This is a genomic window from Paenibacillus sp. DCT19, assembly GCF_003268635.1.
Classification (GTDB): domain Bacteria; phylum Bacillota; class Bacilli; order Paenibacillales; family Paenibacillaceae; genus Paenibacillus.
In genome coordinates, this window is the sequence record NZ_CP029639.1 from 1331245 (window position 1) to 1354710 (window position 23466).

The window sequence follows — 23466 nt, forward strand, 5'->3', positions numbered from 1 at the left end:
TGATGATATTATATAAACGATACGGATATCATCGGAAACGGTTGCGGGTATAAGAAAAAAACGGAAAGACGCGCTAAAACGGAAATGATGTAACTAGTGCGGCAGCAGATTAAATGTTGTAGGATTAGAATGCTAGCGAGTTTAACGTTTAGGTTTCGTTATGCTCACCATTTTAGCTCTGCTGCGGCACGAGTAGCATGAAATGAGCTCGAACCTATATCTTACGAACATGAGACACGCTATTTCGCAGATATGGCACTTACCTGGTATTTAGCGAACTCAGGACACCTTATTGTAATCAGAAGGAGTAAATCAGGACACTTTATCCAGCTTTTTCGTGAAATAAGGATGCTGAGCTTCGTTACAATTTCAATATGGCTCAAATACAGGTGATAAGCTCGCCTGAGTTCGTTAGGACATGTCTGAAAACTCGCTGAAGAGTAAGTCTTATACCTGCGTTCGGCCCCTGCTACGTCACTTTCCCTTGACTCTGGCACGCCTGCGGGAAACTTCATGGCTTAGAACAAAAATCGGCAAAATAGGGGGCCTTCGGATTTTCAGACACGGGTATGATGAAATGAAATCATTTATCGTATCTATTCCCAAGTTTGCTCATAATCAAAAGTGGACTTTTTGAACAATCAAATAAAGGGGTCTTGTACAAATCGCACACTATCTACACAATGTACACAATCCTGTTATACAGAAAGGCAGAATAACTTATGGCACAATACCCTCAGTGGTCTTACTCGCAGTCGCGGGCAAGCATGTTCGATGAGTGCCTGCGCAAATATTATTATCATTATTACGGAGCGCATAACGGCTGGAAGACGGAAACAGCGGACGAGATGCAGGTGCGGTTATACCGCTTGAAGCAGTTAAGCAATCTATATTTGGTATTTGGTGATCTAGCCCACCGGATGTGTGAGTCTGCTGTACGCAGCAGAGAGGAAGGCAAGGATAAACCGCGTGAACATTTTCTGGAACAGATGATGCGCAAGTTGCTCAATCAGGCCTATGTGGAATCCATGGATCAAGATCAGTGGCGACAAGATCCGAAGAATCGTGTGATGTTATCCGAAATGTATTATGGTGACGATACGTTGGACGACCGAATTGCTACAATTAAGGAACGTGTCTCTGCTTGTGTTAGTAATCTCTATCAGACGCTGACGTGGGAGGACTTGTCACGTGCAAGTACAACGATTCTGGAAATAGAGAAATGGGATACGATGTTGCTGCACGACACCCGCGTATATGTGAAGATGGACTTGCTGTACCGCCGTCGTAATGGCAACATTGTCATTGTAGATTGGAAGACAGGCAAAGAGGATGATTTCTCCGATCAGCTGATGTTGTACGCATCCTATGTCAAGGAGCATTACCAAGTTCCATTAGAGCAGATTGAGCTAAGAGTGGAATACCTTTTGACCGGGACACACAAGCAGTACACGGCAACAGAAGAGGATATAGCAAAAGTGGAAGAGAACGTTGGTCGTTATATTGAAGAGATGCGATCTTGTGTCGCGGATGAATACTATAATCGTCCGAAGGACGTCTCGTATTTTACACCGATGCCTTCGCATCGTGCCTGCCGGGATTGCAATTTCCGAGAGGTGTGCAGTGAGCGTGCTGTTTAAGCGGAGGAACGAACCTAAGACATGTATGCGTGGAATATTGCAAAAATAAAACTAGAAGCGCCAGACTGGTCAATCCTACCCAGACTGGCGCTTCTATTACGTTCCCCAGGCTGAATGAGGGCGCCTGGGGAACGGTAATGGTGAAGATCATCTAACCGCCACGGATTCCCTCCGTGAGCTGTCATGTCTTACTGGACAGTGGCTGCATTCTCCAGCGCCTGTCCTGCAGGGACATAGGCATGCCCGAGATCCCGGGCAACAGCCTCATACGTGATATGTCCATTCAGCGCATTAACCGCGCTGCGAATGGACGAACTACCGCGAATCGCTGCGGCTGCACCGTGGCTTGCGAGTTGCAGTGCATAAGGCATGGTGGCGTTAGTGAGGGCCACCGTCGATGTACGCGGCACTGCACCAGGCATGTTGGCGACCGCGTAATGCACGACTCCATGCTTTACATAGGTTGGATTATCATGGGTTGTAATATGATCAATGGTCTCGACAATTCCGCCCTGATCAATCGCGACATCTACAATGACCGAGCCCGGTGACATCGTCGTAACCATCTGCTCGCTGACCAAGGTAGGTGCTTTGGCACCAGGGATCAGCACCGCACAGATGAGCAGATCAGCTGATGCTACCGCTGCTGCGATGTTGGATGGACTCGATACCAGCGTATGGATCTGGTTGCCGAAGATATCATCCAACTGGCGCAGTCGATTCAAGTTCAAGTCTAGGATAGTCACGTCAGCTCCAAGTCCGATGGCAATTTTGGCGGCATTGGTTCCAACCGTTCCTCCGCCTATAATGACCACTTTACCGCGACTAACGCCAGGTACACCGGATAACAGAATGCCTTTGCCGCCCTCGGTTTTTTCTAGAAGCTGGGCTCCGATCTGGGCCGACATACGCCCGGCTACTTCACTCATCGGTGTAAGCAGGGGGAGTGATCCGTTTACTTCCAGCGTTTCATATGCAATAGCGGTCACCTGACGTTCAATTAGAGCTTTGGCCAGAGCAGGCTCTGCCGCAAGATGAAGGTAGGTGAAGAGGATGAGCCCAGGTCTGAAGTAGTCGTACTCGCTTGGAAGAGGCTCCTTCACCTTCATAATCATATCGGATTCTGCCCAGATCGATGCGGCTTGCTCTCGTATTTCTCCACCAGCCACAACATATTCTTGGTCTGTGAAGCCACTTCCAAGTCCAGCACCCTGTTCAATCATCACTTGGTGACCGGCTCTGACGAAATCAGCGGTTCCAGCAGGGGTTATTGCAACACGGTTTTCATTGTTTTTGATTTCTTTGGGAATTCCGATTCTCATCACCATGCACCTCGTCCATTTATTGGTTGTTAGCTTATACTACAAGTTTATGACTTGGGTCGTCGTTTTGCACCTTGCTTAATGTCTATGTTTTTCAAGAAAACATCAACATAATGTCGAGAAAGTCTATTCAGGACATTTGTCTTTCGATTATAATGTAAGAAAAAATGACATATAGGAGAGCCGATATTGAGAAATGATCGTGTGTTTACGATAAAGGAAATGTTGGATCGTCCTGTTTTTGACAGAGCAAGGCTTGCGGCAGGTCAAGAGGGATTGTCTCGGCAGGTTGGATGGGTTCATGTGCTGGAGATTACCAATGTTTCTCCATTTGTAAGCCCTCATGATCTTATTTTATCCACTGGACTATGGCTTCAATCGGCAGAAGGTCGTGAGGAATACCTGTTGCAGTTGATTCGGAGTGAGGCGGCAGGGCTATGCGTGGAATTTGGTACATCTATCTACAGCATTCCTGAACAATTAATTGAACTGGCTGACCGACATCAGTTTCCGTTGATTGTATTTGAACAGCCAGTTCGTTTCGTCGAGATTACTCAAGACATCCATTCACTACTCATTAACCACCAACACCAATTACTCAAAAGTTTGGAATCGTACTCTCGGAAGCTTCAGCAGCTAACACTGCAAAGTACGGATATGTCCACAGTCATGAGCCTATTGCATAACTATGCGACTAAACCGGTTGTATATATTTCCTCAATGGAGCCTGGGAGCTTCGTTCCGGATCTGCCACCTGAGTCTGAACAGGCCATCTATACGTGGTATGAGCAGGAGGTGGAGCATCTGGATCTGAATGATTCTGAACCCGAATTATGGTTCCATCTGGATGAGGACAATGTGCTGCTCTGCCATCCGGTTGTCTGTTTCGGTCAAGTGTTCTCTGCAGTAGGTATGCTTGTCCATCCAACGGCACCCGTGGAGTATCTCAAGCTGTTGCTGGATTACACAGCCAAAGCTGCAGCAACGCTCACCTTGCGTTCCCAGTTCTTGGAGGAGAAGATGGTGCGGAACCAAAATGAGCTGATCCAGGATTTGATGAATGGAAACATTCATCAAGAGGAACAGGCTCAGACTCGGATGGGGTTACGTCTGCTGGTGAAGGGACAGTATTGGTTCGCGGGAGGAGTAATGGAGATTGAGCATCAAAGGAAGGGAACAGGTCGGGAACGAATGGAAGCAAACCATCAGGATATCCTCGTACTTCTTCGCTCTCTGCTCAAAAAGAATAATTTAACGAGTTTAATTATGCTTAAGAATAATCAGGTATACTTGTGCTGTGCCAAGGAAGAGAATAACGTGTCCACGCGTGACCAGCTGTTTCGAGCGCTTGAAGGCATTGTTGAGGATGTTAAACAATTTGCGAGTCGTAATCTGAAGCAAGTCGCAATCCATGTCGGTTTTGGCAAGTTAAGAAGCCGCTTGACCGAAATGCATGGTAGTCTCCAAGAAGCCTATCAGGTCATTGAAATATCGCGAACGGTGGATCAGATGGAACATGTTCATTTCTACGAACGTATGGGTATATATCAAATGTTAAAAGCTTTGCCTCAATCCTTCCTGCAACCATTCGTCAATGATCACCTAGGCGTGCTGATTGAGCATGATCGGGCATATCATCTCCGGCTTGTCGTAACGCTTGATGCGTACCTTCGTAGTTTTGGTTCTAAGCGGGATGCTGCTGCCCGATTATTTATTCATCGACAGACATTGTACAACAGGCTGGAGAAGTTAGAGGAGCTACTCGGTTCGGATTTTATGGATCAAGGGAGAAGAATCTGTCTGGAGATGGCGCTTCTCGCCCATGCAATGATAGAGGATGAACAGCTTCACCATCGCTAGAACCTAAGATATAAGCTTAGGGAGTGTTCATTCGTTTGATTCCAAGCGATGGTTTAGCATTTTTTGCTGATGCGATATGTGTGTTGCATTTCTGTAGTCAGAAAGGGCTTGTTAAGTATCATACGACGTCCGCGCTTTAATTTCGGTTGATTGGTGATAGAAGCAAGGGATAGGAAGGGGGGCGCCACTAAACGATAGGGGGATGAAGCGCGTTTGGCTTCCAAAGCCTCTGTCTTGGAGGAAAAAGTCCTCATTTGGCGAATCCATTCGTTTAATCGCTCTGGATTGATTCCGATTTGCTCGCTCAGATTATAGATATCGAGATTTTTTCTCACACAAATCCGCCTTTCCATGAATTTCGAGAAGTATAGATGATGAAAGGGAAGCATGAAATTCGAAATCAGTTGATCAGTGGAATGCATTCATCAATACGTTGTTAAACGTTTACATGTCTGTTACGAAGTCTCTTCTATAATTTGGCTTTTATCGAGATTTTATCATTTTATACTTGATTATGCGTCTCAATATAGTCTCAATTTGATTGAAAAATAAAGTATATTGAAAGTACTAGTACTAGTACGGAGGATATAGATGGGAAACAGTGGTGAATCACGATACGATAGTTATTTCGGTCAGGGCAAACGATTTGTTGGACGAATTCGAGAATTGAATATGTTGAATCATTGGTTTGCAGATTCGGTAGCGCCCCTTACTATCTTTTCGATAACAGGAATGGGGGGCATTGGCAAATCCTCCTTGCTCTCGGAGATGATGGCTGTATCTCGTAATCAGGGGGCAACCGCGATCTGGATGGATGGTCGATTCTGTGGCTCGACCCCTTCGGTTTTCCTGGATTATCTATCTTCTGCTGTAGGACTGGAGATGATGGAGAGTGGAGAGAATCATCCGCCATTAACTCATTTGCGCGCTGCCTCTGCTCGGAATCGATACGTTATTGCGGTGGATAATTATGAGGAGCTGGTTTTGCTGGAAAGCTGGTTCCTTGAGGTGTTTGTTAACAAAATCCCGGCTAACGGTGTACTTATTATTTTGGCATCAAGACCAGAGCCTGCTTCAGCTTGGCGGATACATCCTCGTTTACAACAATATTTGGTTCAGATGCCGCTGCAGCATTTCACAGATGAAGAGGTTACGAATTACATTGCAGGTGTGGGCACGTTGAACCGCCATATGGCAGGCAAGATCGCTCGTATGACGGATGGTCATCCACTTGGTCTTGCACTGGCGGTGGAAGCAGCGGATCAACATTGCAATATACAACTGACGGAATGGGCTGAACTATCACATATGGTCAGTGCCCGTCTGCTACATGAATTGACATTGCCTAGTTTGCAACCAATGGTAGAGGTATTAACCTTGCTGGAGACTGCGAATCAAGAATTGTTATCCTCTGTACTGCAAACAGAAGTGACGCTACAGGAATACCAGGTTCTGAAACGCATGTCGTTTATTCGTTCTGATCAGAGTGGTGTGGTCTTACATGATCTAGCTCGACTGCATCTGTTACGGGATTTTCGTCAACGAGAACCACAACGACTGCAAGCTATGCGTGTCCGCATTGCAGGTATTCTGAAACCGTTGCATGAAAAAGCAGAGCCGCATGAGCGCTATCAAATCACGAGAAAAATGCTGTTATTATGCCAAGAGTCTATGCTGCAGCACCGAAAATACGCAGATGTTTCTGCTGACTCCCTGTTCTCGCCAATGGAGGCGATGAGGATGGAGGATATGCCGGCACTCCAGCAGTTGTTGTGGCAATGGTGCCAATATAGCGTAGAACCGTGGCAAGCACCGCTATATCGTGATTTTCTGGACGAATTGGCACGCCGATACCCAGAAGGCATTGTGGTCATGCGGGATAAGAGCGGTGAGCCCACTGCGATGTTCATTACTGTTTTTGTACACCGGGAGAGCAGTGAGATTCTACTTAAATATTTCCCCAATGAAATGCAAGAGTGTTTTACGCCAGAGGAACTGAAGTGTGACCCGGATCAGGCAGATACGCATTATGCGGTTTTGGTTGCGGCCAGAGATGATGTACCCGGTTATAAGCGTGAGGAGCTCGTCGGTTATATGGCGTTGGATCGTTTATCGTTACTAGGGGATGGTTCTAGAGTGATGCTTGTGGCCACCAATCCGAATTTGAAGCTTTTTCTGCAAAGTATTGGTTTTCAGATGAGGAAAACACGTACACGTGTGTGTGACTTGTATGATGAGCAAGCTGATGTACTGGAATTGGATCTGCGCAAAGAAAAATTCGGGGATTGGGTCATGTCTTTGCTGAATACAGAGACTTTGGCTAACGGTACCTCCCATACAACGGCGGTAAAGGAACGAACGTCGTGGACGGAAACAGATGTCCGCAAAATGCTGTCGTTATTGCATTCTCCTGGAGAATTACAACTGTATGCGGAGCGAATGAACGGTATGGAGAATGGCATCCAGTTTCAGATGTATGTGCTGGATTTGCTTGAGGGAAGGACACATGGGATCTGTCAGCAGGATCAGATGTTGCTGTATGCTGCCTACTGGACACATGCTGGCAATCCAACTGCCGCTGCACAGGTATGTTCCATGAGTCGAGCGACCTTTTATCGCCATCTACGAGCCGCCCTGAAGCGGTTAGCGCGGGTGTTATAAGTCAGGATTCGCGTGTGTTAGTGATGGATCGATGAGTAGTTAAAAAAATGAATAGATGGATAGCTGAAGAAATGAATGCATGAAAAAAGTGGATGAATACATGCAAAAAGACACGCAGTAGAGGGTGGTTGAACCGTTACTGCGTGTTTGGTGTGGGCACTCATTTCGTTCTATCGAACTCAATGGTTCAGGATTGAACTAGCGAAATGTTGTCTAGTAATGCCATTCGCACCGCGCCGAGGGTCTATAGGCCAAGTCGCTTCATTCGATTATACAGCGTCGCTCTTGAGATGCCGAGCTGACGAGCGAGTGTGCGTTTGTTTCCCCCGGCATCTTGTAGATATTGGAGTAACAGCTGTGACTCAAATGCATCAAGCCGATCCTGATAGGAAGAGGTAGAAGGATCATCCAACAATCCCATCGTCTCCGAATGAGTTTCATCAGTAGCATGAAGCCCGCTAACTTGTGTCTCTGAGTGAACCACACCTGAACTTGCATATGAATTAAGAGACAACTGCTGCTGAGTGTTGATCTGTTCTTGGTTCATGGATACAAGTAGTGATTCGGGTAGATATTCTGCCTTTACCTCGCCATCCGTAGTGAGAATGGTCATTCGCTCAATGACATTCCTTAATTCCCTTACGTTACCCGGCCAGTCATATTCGAATAACAGCTTGAACACAGCGGGAGGTACGAGTTCGATATGCCGGCTATATAACAAAGAAAACTCCTGCAGAAAGGTCTGTGTTAATTCGTAGATGTCTTCCTTCCGTAGACGCAGTGGGGAATGATGAGATTAATGACATTCAGCCGGTAGTAGAGATCCTCTCTAAACTGGCCGCGTGCGATCATATCCATTAAATTCTGATTGGTTGCTGCAACGATCCGGCAATTTGCCTGCTTGATGCGTGTTCCACCTACGGCGAAATAGCTCTTCTCCTGCAATACACGGAGTAGCTTAACTTGTAGCTCCAAGGGCATCTCGCCGATCTCGTCAAGAAATAACGTTCCGCCTTCCGCAAGCTCGATTTTTCCCTTTTTGCCCTTCGGATCAGCCCCGGAGAAGGCTCCCTTCTCATAGCCGAACAATTCACTTTCGAACAAAGAGGCAGGAATAGCACCACAGTTTATGGCGACAAAAGGTGCAGTTTGTGGTTCGCGTAGATCATGAATGGCTTTGGCGAATAGCTCTTTACCTGTACCGCTCTCCCGAGAATGAGCACAGTAGCTGAAGTGGTACTAATTTTACGGATGGTCTCCAGACATTGTTTGATGACTGGGCTGCTGCCTTTGATTTTGGCAAAGGGATCTACATCCGGACGCAGCCTTGCGACAGCTTTTTCCAGATGTTGAACCTTAGAAGTCATATGCAGCAATTCCTGATGAAGTCGGATTTCAGTTGTTATATCCACTTCGGCTGCGACCGCTCCAACAATTTGGCCATCCAGATACACAGGACGTGCATTGATTAAAGCGAATAGATCAGGTCTCGGTTGATGCTGTTTACGATATACGGTTTCACCGGTGTAGAGTGTTTTGAGTGATTGAAGTCGGTCGAGTGGAAAAAAGTCTGCAGCAGGCTGGCCGATGATCTCCTCTCGATGGATGGAAAATACATGCTCCGCATCGGATGTCCAGTAAGCTACTTTGGCCTCTTCATTAATTAAAGTTAATGCTGTACCTGCCGTTTCCAGTGTAGTTTCGAAGTAGGCTTCCAGAAGGCGATGGGCGTGATACATCTCTTGCAGCAGATCGGCCGCGGTGATATAACCGAGAATTTGCTCTGCTTCGTCTTGAATTAATACATATGGACTGGAATAGAAGAGAGGCAGACAGGTTGCAAGCTCGGTTGATGGTAAAATGATTGGTACAGGTATTCGTTTATGGGATGGAGCCTTATCGGATTCGGACGTTTGGGGCATCCATGAATATCCTAACGTATCGCGAAAAAAGACAGGCTCCTGAGAGGTTTCACGGTGAGTTGGTTGTGAAGCTAGTCGATGAGTGTACTCCATCATGGTCTCGCCCTGAATGATAAGTTCAGTGCGTAATAAGGACATCAGATTGGGAAGTAAATGTTTCAATGCGATCACCTCAATTAGAACATTGCGTTATTTAAAAGGAAATAGGTGTAGTCCTTCTATAACAAATGGATAGGACACCCATAATGTTAAACATATTATAGCTTTCCAAATGCTGTATGTATATATTTTTTGACATCAAATGTATAGGTATGGAAGAATTCGAGCGTGAAGTATATAAAACACATAAAGTATGCGTTTACAAAATGGTGAGAATTGTGGAATTACTGATATGACGTAGTTCACGCAATTCAAAAGTTATATACAAGTTATAATATGTGACATCATATCGCTTTGGATTTAGATCATTCATGAATGTGTTTAGGTTGGATTTACATGAGGTTGTCGGGAGGTGTCTAATTATTCGTACACTTCAATTTGGGGATGTTAAATTTTTAGACATTGTTGGTGGGTCACAAGAAACAAGCCAACCTTGAGAGATACAGGCTGGCTTGAGATGGAAGTGAGCATATATTATCTGAACATATTTTTGACAACCATCCAGAGGTTAGCCGGTTTCTCCGCCAATCGACGAGTATAGTAAGGGTACCACATTGTTCCATAGGGAACGTAACAACGAATCCGATATCCCTCTTGTGCTAATCGCTCTTGCTCACTCATACGTAAGCCATACAGCATCTGAAATTCATACGCATCTGGCGAGATTCCTCGATCTTTAGCGTATTGCTTCGTCCATGAGATGATGTGATCATCATGTGATGCAACTGCGGTATAGACACCTTGGTCGAGATGATGCCGAATCATCAATTTGAACTGTTCAATGACTTCCGAAGCATTTTGATAGGCCACCGTAGCGGGTTCTTTATAAGCTCCTTTGACAAGGCGAAGTCGAATTCCTTCCCGAATCATATCCCGCGTGTCTTCTACGGTTCGATGCAAATACGCTTGCAGCACGGTACCTGTGTTCACCAGTCCTTCACCATGCAGCCGGCGAACGATATCCAGCGTCGCTTGGGTAAACGGACTATCTTCCATATCAATTCGCACAAAAAGGTCATGTAATTTCGCCTGCGCGGCCACTGCTCGAATATTTTCATACCCTTCTTCGGGGTCAAGGGCAAGCCCCATCTGTGTGGGTTTAAGCGATACATTTGAATCTGCTTGCTCGCGAGCAATACCATCGAGCAGTCGTAGATATTCATCCCGATACAATGCCGCTTCGCTCAAACGAGTAATCCCTTCTCCGAGATGATCCAGGGTTGCCATGATGCCTTTATTGTTGAGTATGCGAATCTCTTCAAGGGCTTCCTCCAGTGTATTGCCAGCAATAAATTTCCCGGCGAGTTTTTTCCCATATTTTACAGATAGGTTCTCCACAGTTTTGTTGCCTGCAACAGTTAGCAGCGTTTTGCGGTACATTTCCGTTCCAATACTCATCTTGCTTCCTCCTTATGAATCATGCTTCTGATACCAACATATCCAGCAAGAATCATGCCAATCTGTAGCGTTGGACGTATGCATCACCAATGAAATCTGTAAACCATCTAAATTTCACAAAAAACTACAAAAATATTCCTACCTTAACCGGAGTTGGCACGGATCTTGCTACATATATTTGGGTGAGACCCAGCCAGCGAATCTATATCACATCCTGAAGGAGGAATTATTTTTATGAATATCCCTTTTGTGAACGAACCCTTTACGTCCTTTGCTAACCCGGTCAACCAAGAGGCTTTTGAGAAAGCACTTCGTCAGGTGGAATCGGAGTTAGGACAACAATATTCTATGATCATAGGCGGGCAAAAGGTAACCAGCTCCCGCACATTAACCTCTGTGAATCCCGCCAATAAAGAACAGGTCATTGGCACGATCTATCAAGCCGATCAGGAGCTGGCAGAGCAAGCGATCCAAACTGCGGCAGAGACATTCCGTTCATGGAAGCATACCGACCCGAATGAACGGGCACGATTGCTGTACAAAGCAGCAGCGATTATGCGTCGCCGGAAGCATGAATTCTCTGCTTGGCTTGTATACGAGTCGGGGAAGACGTGGCCAGAAGCGGATGCAGATACAGCGGAAGCGATTGATTTTATGGAATTTTACGCTCGTGATATGCAGCGGCTGAGTCAGCCTCAGCCACTGACACGAATTGCTGGTGAGGATAATGAGTTAACCTATATTCCGCTCGGCGTAGGGATTGTCATTCCACCATGGAATTTCCCACTCGCCATTATGGCTGGCATGACATCGGCAGCGCTTGTTGCGGGCAACACCGTTGTATTGAAGCCGGCTAGCACAACGCCAGTGATTGCGGCTAAATTCATGGAACTGCTGGCTGAGGCAGGTTTGCCGGACGGAGTCGTCAATTATTTGCCAGGGCCAGGCAGTGAAGTCGGTGATTATCTGGTGGATCATGCATTGACCCGGTTCATTAGCTTCACAGGCTCCAGGGATGTCGGACTGCGGATTAATGAGCGTGCAGCCCGCACGGCACCAGGTCAGAAGTGGATTAAACGGGTAATTGCCGAGATGGGCGGTAAAGACTCCATTGTGGTGGACAATGACAGTGATCTGGAGCTTGCAGCAGAATCCATTACCGCATCGGCATTTGGTTTCTCGGGACAGAAGTGTTCTGCGTGCTCCCGTGCCATTATTCATAAGGATGTATATGATGAAGTATTGCAAAAAGTGATTGAGCGCACAAAGCAGTTGTCGATGGGAAGTCCGCTCGAAGTAGGTAGCCAGGTTGGACCTGTTATTGATGACAAGGCGTATGCCAAAATTAATGAATACATTGAAATAGGCAAGAGCGAAGGAAGATTGGTACTGGGTGGTGGAACAGGTAACGCAGAAGGTTACTTTATCGAACCAACCATTATTGCGGATGTTGATCCACAGGCTCGTATTGCGCAGGAAGAGATTTTTGGTCCTGTGCTTGCCTTTATTAAGGCGGAAGACTTCCAGGATGCTTTGGAGATTGCCAACAATACCGATTATGGTCTGACCGGTGCGGTAATTTCACGGAATCGTGAGCATTTGCAGCAAGCTAGACAGGAGTTTTTTGCAGGTAATTTGTATTTTAACCGGAAATGTACTGGCGCGTTGGTAGGTACGCATCCTTTTGGCGGATTCAATATGTCGGGTACAGATTCCAAAGCAGGCGGAAGAGACTACCTATTGCTGTTTACCCAAGCGAAGCTGGTGTCGGAGAAATATTAAACACGCGCTAAGTTTTAGCTTCATACGCTAACTAAGATTAGGGATGTCCTTAAAGTTTAATTAAGAGCACACGCCCTAGATTGTTGTGTTATGATGTGCTCAAAATATGTACTCAATGTGTGCTCAACATGTATATGTTCGTGCTTCGATACAAGTTCTCAGACTGCCGCTAAGGAGGGAGACGGATGCTTGGAATGCAGTTGGTGCAGGAGCAGCGTGTACGGCTGACCATGACACCAGAGATGAAACAATCCATTCATGTATTGACGTTGTCCAGCCAGGATTTGGCTCGTTATCTTCAGGATGCAGCAGCAGACAATCCCGTTCTAGAGATTGAAGAAACCACGGCACGAGTAGCTCGGCTCCCTGCGCGGCAGAATCATGGTAGAGGAGGCTCCTTGTACGATCCGTTTCTCCGGATCAAAGGGGCTGAACCTACGCTTGAACAGTGGCTGGCGTCACAGATTCGTGTACTTGCACTGCCTTCACAGCGGAGAGCAATTGCTATTTATTTGGCTGGCTGTGTTAGTGAAGATGGTTACCTCACAGTTGATCTCACCGAAGTGACTTCGTTAATCGGCATATCCATGAATGAGGCGATGGCAGGACTGGATGTACTGCAATCGCTCGAACCAGCGGGTGTTGGCGCACGTAGTTTATGCGAGTGCTTGCTCTTGCAGATGAAGCGTGACCCAGCGGCTGCTCCTTTTGCGGAACAGATGGTGGAAGCAGGGCTGGAAGCGTTAGTTCCTTTCCATCCAGGCCGAGCAGGTGCACGGTTAGCGATCACTTCTCAACAAGCGCAGAAGGCTTATGATTACATTTCGAGTTTGAAGCCTAAGCCTTGTCGATCTATCGGCTCCAAGGAATCCCCACACTACATCATTCCCGATGTGGCTGTAGCTGTTCGAAACGGAGTGACTTGTATTCGACTGTGCTCAGCAGGTATCCCGCGAGTATCAATTAACGAAGAATACGCTCATTGGTTCAGAGATCCTTCTACGGATGAGTCTTGGCTGGCACGTACAGCAGAAGCTAGGGCGATCATTCGAAGTGTATACTTACGGCGGGGCACATTAATGCGTGTGGTGGCAGCGGTACTGGAGGAGCAGGAGCGGTTTATGTCTGAGGGACCGTCTGGATTAAAACCCCTGAGCATGGCGGCCGTTGCTGACAAGATCGGCATGCATGAGTCAACCGTAAGTCGTGCCGTCCACGGGAAGTATGTTCAAACGCCGCATGGTGTATTGGAATTGAAGGCCTTCTTCACTTCAGGCATTGCAACAACACAGGGAGACCAGATGTCGGCATCTGCAGTAAAGTTGAGGTTAAAAGCATTGATTGCTACGGAACGTGCGGATCGCCCGTTCTCCGACAGTGCCTTAGCCACATTGCTGCAAAAGGAAGGCATCATCCTTTCGCGTAGAACGGTCGCTAAGTACAGGGAAGAGCTTCAAATCTTATCCTCGCTTGAACGCAAGCGGTGGGGATAAACAAGCAACAGACATTATTACAGTGATCTGTTGTCTCTAACTGAATTATAACGATAAACAGCCCCCATAAACCGAGTATTATCGGTCTAGAGGGGCTGTTATTTTTTTGTTTTGTTATGTGTGCTGTGTCTGGATGGTGGTTCGTTATAACGGTTATAGCGAAAAAGCGAATTATTGCTCCATATTAAGCAGGAAACGCTCGCCAGCAATACCTGGCGTCGTCATCTGTTCTGGATGCAAAATTTCCTCAAGCTCTTCTGGTGTCAACAGACCACGCTCCAGAATGATTTCCTGCAGAGAAGCACCTGTCTTCAATGCCTCTTTCACGATTGAAGCGGCCACATCATAACCGAGATGTGGATTGAGAGCTGTGATGACACTGAAGCTCTGCTTCATAATGATTTCACAACGCTCCCGGTTTGCTTCCATCTCTTCGACGGCATAGCGGGTAAATACGTCGATACCATTATTCATGATTTTCAACGATTGTAACAAGTTAAACGCAATGACAGGACCCATGACGTTCAGTTCGAATTGACCTGCTTCACAAGCCATACAGATGGTATGGTCATTACCCATGACTTGGAAGGATACCTGGTTAATGACTTCCGCCATAACAGGATTCACTTTACCCGGCATAATGGATGAGCCTGGTTGACGCGGTGGTAGGCGCAATTCATTGAAGCCTGCACGCGGACCTGAAGCCATCATACGAATGTCGTTACAGATTTTGGAGAGATTCACTGCACATACTTTTAGCGCAGCGGACAGTTCCATGTAAGCATCTGTATTCTGAGTCGCATCTACGAGATCCTCTGCCGTTTGCAGCTTCAATCCCGTAATATCTGCCAGATGCTCTGTAACCTTAACGATGTATTCGGGCTTGGCATTCAGACCCGTACCTACAGCTGTAGCACCAAGGTTGATGGTCAACAGACGGCGATTAGCAAAATCGAGACGTTCCATGTCACGACCAAGCACCCGTGCATATGCGCCGAATTCTTGTCCAAGTCGAATGGGCACCGCATCCTGAAGGTGGGTACGTCCTACTTTGACGACATCGTCGAATTCCTGCTCCTTCTTACGGAAGGCATCCTGCAGTCGTTGCATCGTTTTCAGCAAGGTTTCCGACAGGTGATATGCTGCGATACGAAGGGCTGTAGGAATGACATCGTTCGTGGATTGGGACATATTCACATGATTGTTGGGATTACAGTGGAAGTAGTCTCCTTTGTTCTGCAGCAGTAGCTCCAGCCCACGATTGGCAAGAATTTCGTTCATATTCATATTCATGGAGGTGCCTGCACCACCTTGAATGGAGTCTACAATAAAATGATCAATATGATGGCCCTTCATCATTTCTTCAGCGGCCATGATGATGACATCGCCGATTTTGCGTGGCAGCATTTTGAGTTCCATATTCGTGACTGCCGCTGCTTTCTTAACAGCAGCCAGAGCCGTGATTAGTTCGCGGTGCACGGGAACGCCGGTAATGGGGAAGTTTTCTACTGCCCGTACCGTCTGTATTCCGTAGTACGCATAGTCAGGAATTTCTTTTTCACCGATAAAGTCTTTCTCAGTCCTTGTGGACATTTCGTTCGCCTCCAGTGGCATCCAAAAATAGGTCAACTCTGGCATAGCCAAAGCGCACTCAGTATATCATTTAAGCAAAATGGATGCCAAGCTAAATCATTTGACCCTAAATTCCGATAAATAATTTAAATTAGATATATTACCCGACGTTGAAGCCACCATGAGATGATTTTATTGTTATTAAAATTCGATACGGACGGATGTAACTGTTTTGTGCACGGAGTTGAAGGGGGAATCATTCATCTTATAAATTATGCGCTATAAGGTTGAGAAGGTATTCATAATAGCGTTTTCAGTGATGAATATCACATGTATTTTGGAAAAGTATTGGTAAAATAGGAAAAAAGGACTATGAGGTGCGAAGATGAAATGGACTTTAGGCGCAAAGACAGTCGCAGGTCTGGTATTGATTTCAATTATTACATATGGAACTAGCGGCTTTTTTATATTTTTTCTCCAGGATTGGTTCTCATTTGACATCCCAAGCTGGTTATACATTTCAATCGTTCTGGTGATGGGGGTTTGCTGGAACGGGATCCTCGGTTATTTTGCATCACGGTGGCTAACCCGTCCAATCGTACGTCTGGCCAAAGCGGCTCAGCAAGTTTCATCGGGCGACCTGACTACGGAGATTCCACAGCGTCGTACCGCTGATGAGCTTACGGTTCTGTACGATGCATTTCGGGCGATGGTGACGAATCTACGTGGTATTGTGAATGATATTGCGGATAGCACACGGACAACTTCGCAGAATGCCCAGTCCCTGAGTGAAGCCATTACCCAGGCAGCTGAGCAGATTGAGATGATGTCAGATGCAGTAGATCACATTGCTGTCGGCGTAGAGGAGCAGAAAGTGACATCACAGCATTCATTAGTGACTGCCGACGAGATGCTTGGTGATTTTCAACGGATGCAGAATCAGTCCATGGGCATGGCTGAAATGTCCGGGCAGATGGAACGTTCGGTAGAGCATACGAAGCAGACTTTCTCTTCCTTGATGAAAGGGATGGACGAGCTGGCTGTATCGCATAACCGTTCTCGTGACATTATGGTTCTGCTTGAGAAGGAAGCTTCGGATATTGAAGCAATCACACAATCCGTTAAGAATATTGCAGAAGAGACGGGACTGCTTGCCCTTAATGCATCCATAGAGGCTGCACGGGCAGGGGAAGATGGCGCCGGATTCGCTGTCGTTGCACAGCAGATTCGCAAACTCGCAGACGAGAGTAAAGATTCCGTACATCGGATCAATGAGTTAATTAGCCGAGTTCAGCAGCGGATCAGAGACACGGCCCAATTGATTCATGAACAGCATGGGCTTGTCGTGAATGAATCCCAGCGGACGATTAATGTAGATCAGACGTTGCAGGAATTGACGGGATCTGTGGAAGTGTTCATGAAAGGTGCGCACGACATCGGCCTCAAAATTGCAGATCAGACGGGGCGCGTAGAACTGACACATGGTCATGTGAAGCAAATTCAAGGTAAGGCAGGCTCATTCTCGGATGAAGCCAAACGGATTATGAGTGCAGCACATGAAGAAACAGCGATTATGGAGGAGATCTCCTCTTCTGCTGAAGAGCTAAGACAACTAACGGATCGTTTGATGGACAAGACCAAAGCATTCCGGATGCAGCCTTGAGCTGTGTCTGGAGTGTTTTTTTTACTTTATTTTCTAATAATATCACTGGAATTTTGCTTATATTGGTTAAACCCGAACGTTCTTTCGCAAAATGAAAAGTTTGTAAAGATATTTTTATTAAACATTAACAAAAACGCAACGCTTGGGCGATAAATGACGGTATAATAGTCATATTCCATGAAATAAGAAGGAGCCCAGTATATTGAAAACGACTTGGACAGGTATCCTGCTGATGATTATTTTGGCGGTAGCTACAATTAGTACAACTTCCGCTGCCAAAACAACCAATGTACAACAAAAACAGCTTAACATAGATGAGCAATCCAGCCAGGCCGAAGCGGTCGTGGCTTCTGATATTGAAACAACAAAGGAACATGCAATGAGCCTGGACACATCTGCTCCAATCAACAAGGAATATGTGTCGGTAGCTCCCGAAAATGATGCCATTCGATTATACCCGATGCAAGTGGAGGGTTCTGGATATATATAAAGGCTTAGTGCTTGAAGCAAATGGTAAAACTCGCGAGTTCAGTGATTGGACAGCAGAGGGTGGAAGCAACAAACCGGAAATACATGAGATTGATCTGAACGGTGATGGGCAAAAAGAGATTGTTGTTATGTTTACGCAAGGTCATGGAACGGGAATTTATTTAGGTCAGGCATACATTATTCATCCTGAAACGTTGGAAGTCATGAAGATGCAGTCGTTAGAAGATATTGTGAAGCAGCATGTGGAATCAAACATTGATGTTACGGCAGGTCAGGTGGGCATTGACGTGTCCATTGATGGGGTTAAGGGTGATCCCATTCGATTACAGGAAGACACGGAAGGAATGCAGTACTACGATAAACTTCTGTTTGGTGATGTCATTTATTATGGTTTGGAGAACGGACAGCTGGTTGTATCCGTATCGGGCGCCTACGGTTTTGCCGTGTATGGCGGTGAATTGAAGTTCGCTTATGGCTATGAGGATGGCGAGTGGAAAGCCGTGAACGTGCATTATACGAATGAAGAATATGAAGATGGATATGAAGAGTCATTTGATTAAGTGGTGTAACAGAAGATTCGCGTGAACGGGTATATATAATATGAGCTATGCGAACAGTGGGGCTGAAAAAAAACCAGTAGGTTCAGCCTCATTTTGTGCTGTCTAAAAACAAACAAGACATAAAAAAAATACCAGATAATTGTAATAAATGAATTGACATTTTCACTTTAGTGATTTAAATGTATAAAGGACAACTCATTTCTCAGGGAGGGATTAGTAGTGAAGAAGAAGGTTGTACTTGGATTGATGGTAGGCACACTAACGTTAGGGATCGGTACAGGAGCATTGGCAGCAACAGGACTGGAGCCAATCAAAGCATATCTCAACAGTAAGATTACGCTGAAGTTAAATGGGGAAACCGTGACAGCGAAGGACGCTAACGGTAAGAACGTATTGCCAATTACCTATAACGGAACGACGTATTTGCCGGTTCGTGCGGTGGGTACACTGCTTGGAACTGAAATATCATATGACGGGGCAACTTCTTCCGTCCTGATCGGTGGAACAAATGGGTCCACGCCAGTAACGGACAATAAATTAACATTAAGCTCTTTGGGAACATCGGTGCTCGGATCTATTGCATGGCATACCAAAGATCCTGCGGAGACCTCATACAAAGGCAAGGATTACAAAGACGTGTATCTGCATAATGATCCTTCGACACAGGGAAGCGATATTCAGATTAACACGGGCAAAAAGTATACATCCCTTCATGTGGAGCTGGCAGCTCTCCAAGGCAATCAGAAGATTCAGGTTGTTGACCAAGATCGCACTGTCCTGAAAACAGTGAATATTACGCCAGAAGACGGCTTGATAAGTCTGGACGTGGATGTTAAAGGCACAGAGGCTGTCTATGTCGAGATCGTAGCTGAAGATCCGGGTTCAGCGCTGTTTGTACCGCTCACAACATCTTATCTAACGAAGTAAAATGGAACATTTGCATGGGTGTACCAACTAAGCTGACTTCATAAAAAAAACGATTATTCACGATGCATCCCCGCTTTCTATTTAGAGGATGCATCATCGTGATAATCGTTTTTTTTTGCAGAAAGCAGTATGATGTGAATGCTGTTCGTCTCTTTTAACGAATCACAGTATCCAGCGGTTTGAGTTGTGCTTCAATCTCTTTGCGGCGGCCTTCCAAGAATGGCGGCAGGGCTAGAGATTCACCGAGAAATTCAAGTTCTTCGTCTGTATCGAAACCAGGGCCGTCCGTGGCAAGCTCGAACAGAATGCCATTGGCTTCTCGGAAATACAGGGAACGGAAGTAGAAGCGATCTACAAAACCTGAGTTCGGGAATTTGAAGTTACTTACACGGTCTACCCATTGTTTCAGTTCCTCTTCGTTGTCTACGCGGAAGGCAACATGGTGAACACTTCCGCGACCAGGACGTTCGATCGGCAAGTCGTTTCGTTCTTCGACATGCACCTCAGTACCGCTTCCGCCGTCACCGGATTCAAAGACCAGAATGTCGGGCTGGCCTGCGACCAGAGCAGGGTATGAACCTTTAGAGCGGAAGCCGAGCAGATCCGTAAGAACAGGGGTTGTCAGCGACGCATCTTGAACTGTCAGATGAATTGGGCCAAGACCAATAATACCGAATTCAGCAGGCACTGGGCTTCGATCCCACGGTTTCCCACCAGGGACACCTGTATTGTGTTCATCTGAAACCAGAATCAAACGCTGGTTCTCAAAATCGGTAAAGGAAAGGGTCAAGCGGCCACCCCGCTCCGTAATTTCACCGTGAGGTACTTCATACTCATCGAAACGTTGTAGCCAGTACGTGAGTGCTGCGTCGTTAGGAACACGTAGGGATGTCGCTGAGATGCTATTCACGCCTTCGCGTGTCTCACCAGCCATCGGAATCTCGAAGAACGTAAGCTCTGTGCCAGGATTCCCTTTTTCGTCCCCATAGAACAGGTGGTATACAGATACGTCATCCTGATTGACCGTCTTTTTGATAAGGCGAAGACCCAAGACATTGGTATAGAACTGATAATTATTCGCTGCGCGTGCAGTTAAAGCAGATACGTGGTGAAGTCCTTTGATTAACATATGAATTCCTCCTAAGTAGTGTGGATGTAATACAGTGCTCGGTGTTATAGATGAAAATGGTTTGTCGTTTTATTTTATCGTGAATTAATTTAAGTTACTAACTTTTAGTTTGTTTTGTTCTTGGATTTATCTTAACATAAAGATAATGACAAAGCAACAGGTAAGTTGATGACGGGTATTCATCTTATTGTCAGCCCCTATGAACTGGAAAAGAGATAATGGACAATCGGATAGAACGATGGCAAAATGAAAAATATCCCAGGATGATCTTCGTTCATTCAGGAGTGAAAGGAGAGACGTATGGCATTTCCCTCATGGCTCGACCCGTATGATGCTGAACCCTTTATCTTTTTTTCCAAATCTCATCTGTGGGCAATGGCATATATAGCTGTTGGACTCTTACTAGTATATCTATTTCGAAATACATTCATAGCAACGTCGGATCGCACAAGGCGGAACATACGTATTTCTCTAGCTCTGTTCATGTTCGGTTGTGAGATTGCGCTGCAGGCCTGGTACATCTATGGAGGTGTGTGGAGCCTGCAAACCTCGTTACCCCTTGAATTGTGCAGTCTTTCGTTACTGCTGTCTGGCGTTGTATTATTAACTCGCAGTCGCTTGTTGCATAGTGCGCTGCTCTTTGCTGGTATTGCAGGAGCTCTTATGGCGATTGTGACACCGAATTTGGGATATGGCTATCCGCATTTTCGTTTTATTCAATTTTTTACTGCACATGCCTGTATTATTCTTGCTTTACTCTACATGACTTGGGTTGAGCAGCTTCGTCCAACCTGGCGATCTGTTGTCGCTTCGATGGTATTCGTTAATGTGGCGGCATTGGTTGTATATATAATGGATGTGATCCTTGACGCGAATTATATGTTTCTTCGACACAAGCCTGATACTGCTTCAGTGCTTGATCTGTTAGGACCGTATCCTGTCTATATTATAGGGGAAGAGATTCTTGCTCTGGTGATGTTCTCGCTGATGTATGGTTTATTCTTTGCCATTCCTGAGCGAGTAAGAAGCCGGATGAAGAGAGGTAAAGGTACGACAATCTGAGAAGCAGCATGATATATGTATAACATAATCCCGTAGCAACCTGTCACAGGTGCTAGCGGGATTATTAAGTTTGCGATTAGAACACCCTCTTTTAGCGCGTGTTCAAAAAGGGTGGTTTTCAGTACCGAGAAGATGGGATGAAGATAGAAATGGAGTAGCGGAGCGTAGGCAAACCTACGTGAGCAACGGACATTTCGGCTGAATTCCATCTTCGATGCTGAGATGCTGCTCGCGCATCCTTCGTAATCAAAAGCGAACTTTTTGAACAACCTCTTTTAGCCGCGTAGCAGGGATTCTGCTCCATCGACATAGATGCGCGTACCTGTTACATGGGAAGACTCATCCGAAGCGAGGAAGAGCACTACGTTGGCTACCTGCTTAGAAGTACCGGCTTCATCCTTTAATGGATGCTCATGCCCCTCAGGAAACTCGACAGGAATCTGAACTTCCTTGAGGTCATCGGAGGGATAGGTGTTATCGTCAATATTGGTATCAATGGCTCCCGGACAGACTGCGTTTACACGGATTTTATATTGTGCCAGTTCGAGTGCGGCCATTTTCGTAAATGCGGTTTGACCTGCTTTGCTGGAAGCGTATGCAGAAAAGCCGATATTGGAGAAGACCCGATTACCATTGATTGAACTTGTGATGATCATGCTACCGCCACGTTCCTTCATGTGAGGGATCGCATATTTAATCGTTGCAAAGGTACCACGCATATTGATCTCCATGGTCTGATCCCAGTCCTCGATTTCCATCGTTTCGATGGGTGCCATCGATCCATTAATACCTGCATTGGCAAAGACGATATCCAGTTGGCCTGCAGTTTCTGCAACCTGATTGATAGCTTGCTGCACCTGGTCTGGCTTGGATATATCACATTCGATAACGTGTGCTTCACCACCGACGCGTTCAATGGAGCTTTTTGTTTCTTCCGCATTCTCAGGTGTCCGATCGAGCATATACACTTTAGCGCCATGCTCGGCAAACCGGATGGCAGTCGCTTGGCCTATACCTGATCCACCTCCTGTAACAATGGCTACTTTACCTGCTAAACGTTGTTCAGTCATCCTGATCCCTCCGTTTATAATAGAGATGCATATTAAGTATCTTCTCTACTTCTACATACCCGACCCATAGCTGATGAATCAGAAGAGGGAAACGCTTCGGCGCCGTAGCTCGTTATACAGGAATAAGATATGCGATATGAATTTCTCCAAATTAAAAAGACCCGGAACCGCAGTGCGATTCCAAGTCTGTGCGTAGGATTGTAGACCAGTAAAGTCGTAATCGATCTGGCTTAAACGCATCAATGAAAGCAACTTACTTATTTATGCTTCTTCCAGTCGAGAGAACTGTTGTTTAACAAATATTCAAAATCATTATCCCGGCGCTTCTGCTCTGCCTTACGCGCTTCGTCTGCCTTGATGCGCTCTTGCTCTTTGCGCTCAGCTTCTGCGGCTTTGGCTTCATCTGCCTGAGCCTTTAACTTCTCAAGCACATCACTGCTGAGCAGATCCTTCAGGGTTGTTGGTTTATCCTGAGCTGCCTTGGGAGCAGGTGTGTGTTTTTTCGATTTGGCCATCATAAAATCTCCTTTCATGCGGTAAATCAGGTTCCCTGTAATAATCAGTAGTCATAGTATATCAGGTTACCAAGTCCCAATCCATGAATATGCGGAAGAAAAGCAGGAAATGAATACTCTTGTGACGAATGAAAATGGGTATCAATTCATATGATAATACCGATACTGCGACTATCCCCTGAGAAAGGAGTCGTTGTTCGTGGAAATGAATCGGAGTTTATTGAAAGGGCTTGCATGGGGCA

At 46.0% G+C, this 23466-nt stretch carries 20 protein-coding genes; 10 read left to right on the forward strand and 10 right to left on the reverse strand.

Annotated elements, in window-relative coordinates; translation table 11 throughout:
* Positions 1-722 precede the first annotated feature (722 nt).
* Positions 723-1640: a PD-(D/E)XK nuclease family protein gene (locus tag DMB88_RS05840; RefSeq protein ID WP_128100597.1), complete on the forward strand. Its 918-nt coding sequence runs from the start codon at positions 723-725 to the stop codon at positions 1638-1640.
* A gap of 188 nt (positions 1641-1828) precedes the next feature.
* Here DMB88_RS05840 and ald read toward each other — a convergent pair whose 3' ends face one another.
* The gene (ald, locus tag DMB88_RS05845; RefSeq protein WP_128100598.1) at positions 1829-2962 is read right to left on the reverse strand and encodes an alanine dehydrogenase; all 1134 of its coding nucleotides are present in this window, start codon (positions 2960-2962) and stop codon (positions 1829-1831) included.
* A 189-nt stretch (positions 2963-3151) separates the two neighbouring features.
* On the opposite strand from ald, the gene DMB88_RS05850 reads away from it, so the two are divergent.
* Entirely contained in the window at positions 3152-4822 is a 1671-nt protein-coding gene (locus DMB88_RS05850; RefSeq protein WP_128100599.1) for a PucR family transcriptional regulator, read from the forward strand.
* Positions 4823-4875: 53 nt separating this feature from the next.
* Here the strand turns inward: DMB88_RS05850 and DMB88_RS05855 are convergent, their stop codons facing one another.
* Positions 4876-5157 carry a hypothetical protein gene (locus tag DMB88_RS05855; protein WP_128100600.1) on the reverse strand — a complete coding sequence of 94 codons (282 nt, stop codon included), beginning with the start codon at positions 5155-5157 and terminating at the stop codon, positions 4876-4878.
* 256 nt (positions 5158-5413) lie between these two features.
* On the opposite strand from DMB88_RS05855, the gene DMB88_RS05860 reads away from it, so the two are divergent.
* Positions 5414-7483 carry an nSTAND1 domain-containing NTPase gene (locus tag DMB88_RS05860; RefSeq protein WP_128100601.1) on the forward strand — a complete coding sequence of 690 codons (2070 nt, stop codon included), beginning with the start codon at positions 5414-5416 and terminating at the stop codon, positions 7481-7483.
* A gap of 244 nt (positions 7484-7727) precedes the next feature.
* Here the strand turns inward: DMB88_RS05860 and DMB88_RS30865 are convergent, their stop codons facing one another.
* The 4 genes from DMB88_RS30865 to DMB88_RS05870 form a co-directional block, all read right to left on the reverse strand.
* The gene (locus tag DMB88_RS30865; RefSeq protein ID WP_254438475.1) at positions 7728-8204 is read right to left on the reverse strand and encodes an AAA-type ATPase lid domain-containing protein; all 477 of its coding nucleotides are present in this window, start codon (positions 8202-8204) and stop codon (positions 7728-7730) included.
* 26 nt (positions 8205-8230) lie between these two features.
* Positions 8231-8656: a sigma 54-interacting transcriptional regulator gene (locus DMB88_RS30870; RefSeq protein WP_254438617.1), complete on the reverse strand. Its 426-nt coding sequence runs from the start codon at positions 8654-8656 to the stop codon at positions 8231-8233.
* On the reverse strand, positions 8611-9567 hold the full coding sequence (locus DMB88_RS30875; RefSeq protein ID WP_254438476.1) for a PAS domain S-box protein: 957 nt from the start codon (positions 9565-9567) through the stop codon (positions 8611-8613). Before DMB88_RS30875 ends, DMB88_RS30870 begins: the two co-directional genes overlap by 46 nt.
* A 471-nt stretch (positions 9568-10038) precedes the next feature.
* Complete coding sequence (locus DMB88_RS05870) at positions 10039-10962, reverse strand: proline dehydrogenase family protein (protein ID WP_128100602.1); 924 nt, start codon at positions 10960-10962, stop codon at positions 10039-10041.
* Positions 10963-11196: 234 nt separating this feature from the next.
* Between DMB88_RS05870 and pruA the strand changes: the two genes are divergently transcribed.
* Positions 11197-12744, forward strand: coding sequence for an L-glutamate gamma-semialdehyde dehydrogenase (gene pruA / locus DMB88_RS05875; protein ID WP_128100603.1), 1548 nt, complete (start codon positions 11197-11199; stop codon positions 12742-12744).
* A gap of 185 nt (positions 12745-12929) precedes the next feature.
* Positions 12930-14237 (forward strand): RNA polymerase factor sigma-54, encoded by a 1308-nt coding sequence (gene rpoN, locus DMB88_RS05880; protein ID WP_128100604.1) that lies wholly within the window; start codon positions 12930-12932, stop codon positions 14235-14237.
* A 171-nt stretch (positions 14238-14408) separates the two neighbouring features.
* Here rpoN and DMB88_RS05885 read toward each other — a convergent pair whose 3' ends face one another.
* Positions 14409-15830: an aspartate ammonia-lyase gene (locus DMB88_RS05885; protein ID WP_254438477.1), complete on the reverse strand. Its 1422-nt coding sequence runs from the start codon at positions 15828-15830 to the stop codon at positions 14409-14411.
* Between the two features lie 364 nt (positions 15831-16194).
* Here DMB88_RS05885 and DMB88_RS05890 point away from each other — a divergent pair, with 364 nt between their 5' ends.
* The 4 genes from DMB88_RS05890 (at position 16195) to DMB88_RS05905 (ending at position 19448) form a co-directional block, all read left to right on the forward strand.
* Entirely contained in the window at positions 16195-17472 is a 1278-nt protein-coding gene (locus DMB88_RS05890; protein WP_128100605.1) for a methyl-accepting chemotaxis protein, read from the forward strand.
* Between the two features lie 202 nt (positions 17473-17674).
* Positions 17675-17962: a hypothetical protein gene (locus DMB88_RS05895; protein WP_128100606.1), complete on the forward strand. Its 288-nt coding sequence runs from the start codon at positions 17675-17677 to the stop codon at positions 17960-17962.
* 7 nt (positions 17963-17969) lie between these two features.
* A complete protein-coding gene (locus DMB88_RS05900; protein ID WP_128100607.1) occupies positions 17970-18521 on the forward strand; it encodes a hypothetical protein in 552 nt (183 codons plus the stop codon).
* Positions 18522-18740: 219 nt separating this feature from the next.
* Positions 18741-19448 (forward strand): stalk domain-containing protein, encoded by a 708-nt coding sequence (locus DMB88_RS05905; protein WP_128100608.1) that lies wholly within the window; start codon positions 18741-18743, stop codon positions 19446-19448.
* Positions 19449-19602: 154 nt separating this feature from the next.
* Here the strand turns inward: DMB88_RS05905 and DMB88_RS05910 are convergent, their stop codons facing one another.
* Positions 19603-20577, reverse strand: coding sequence for a ring-cleaving dioxygenase (locus DMB88_RS05910; protein WP_128100609.1), 975 nt, complete (start codon positions 20575-20577; stop codon positions 19603-19605).
* A gap of 300 nt (positions 20578-20877) precedes the next feature.
* On the opposite strand from DMB88_RS05910, the gene DMB88_RS05915 reads away from it, so the two are divergent.
* Positions 20878-21639 (forward strand): YwaF family protein, encoded by a 762-nt coding sequence (locus DMB88_RS05915; protein WP_128100610.1) that lies wholly within the window; start codon positions 20878-20880, stop codon positions 21637-21639.
* A gap of 275 nt (positions 21640-21914) precedes the next feature.
* Here DMB88_RS05915 and DMB88_RS05920 read toward each other — a convergent pair whose 3' ends face one another.
* The gene (locus DMB88_RS05920; RefSeq protein ID WP_128100611.1) at positions 21915-22709 is read right to left on the reverse strand and encodes an SDR family oxidoreductase; all 795 of its coding nucleotides are present in this window, start codon (positions 22707-22709) and stop codon (positions 21915-21917) included.
* Positions 22710-22966: 257 nt separating this feature from the next.
* Positions 22967-23224, reverse strand: a complete 258-nt coding sequence (locus DMB88_RS05925) for a YqkE family protein (RefSeq protein WP_128104333.1) — start codon at positions 23222-23224, stop codon at positions 22967-22969.
* Positions 23225-23466: the final 242 nt, after the last annotated feature.

What these genes read in the sequence shown, in the direction of transcription:
- pruA (WP_128100603.1), top strand. Translation starts at nt 11,197, where the DNA reads ATGAATATCCCTTTTGTGAACGAACCCTTTACGTCCTTTGCTAACCCG.
- DMB88_RS05910 (WP_128100609.1), bottom strand. Translation starts at nt 20,577, where the DNA reads ATGTTAATCAAAGGACTTCACCACGTATCTGCTTTAACTGCACGCGCA.
- DMB88_RS05870 (WP_128100602.1), bottom strand. Translation starts at nt 10,962, where the DNA reads ATGAGTATTGGAACGGAAATGTACCGCAAAACGCTGCTAACTGTTGCA.
- DMB88_RS05840 (WP_128100597.1), top strand. Translation starts at nt 723, where the DNA reads ATGGCACAATACCCTCAGTGGTCTTACTCGCAGTCGCGGGCAAGCATG.
- DMB88_RS05890 (WP_128100605.1), top strand. Translation starts at nt 16,195, where the DNA reads ATGAAATGGACTTTAGGCGCAAAGACAGTCGCAGGTCTGGTATTGATT.
- rpoN (WP_128100604.1), top strand. Translation starts at nt 12,930, where the DNA reads ATGCTTGGAATGCAGTTGGTGCAGGAGCAGCGTGTACGGCTGACCATG.
- DMB88_RS05925 (WP_128104333.1), bottom strand. Translation starts at nt 23,224, where the DNA reads ATGGCCAAATCGAAAAAACACACACCTGCTCCCAAGGCAGCTCAGGAT.
- DMB88_RS05915 (WP_128100610.1), top strand. Translation starts at nt 20,878, where the DNA reads ATGGCATTTCCCTCATGGCTCGACCCGTATGATGCTGAACCCTTTATC.
- DMB88_RS05885 (WP_254438477.1), bottom strand. Translation starts at nt 15,830, where the DNA reads ATGTCCACAAGGACTGAGAAAGACTTTATCGGTGAAAAAGAAATTCCT.
- ald (WP_128100598.1), bottom strand. Translation starts at nt 2,962, where the DNA reads ATGAGAATCGGAATTCCCAAAGAAATCAAAAACAATGAAAACCGTGTT.
- DMB88_RS05920 (WP_128100611.1), bottom strand. Translation starts at nt 22,709, where the DNA reads ATGACTGAACAACGTTTAGCAGGTAAAGTAGCCATTGTTACAGGAGGT.
- DMB88_RS05860 (WP_128100601.1), top strand. Translation starts at nt 5,414, where the DNA reads ATGGGAAACAGTGGTGAATCACGATACGATAGTTATTTCGGTCAGGGC.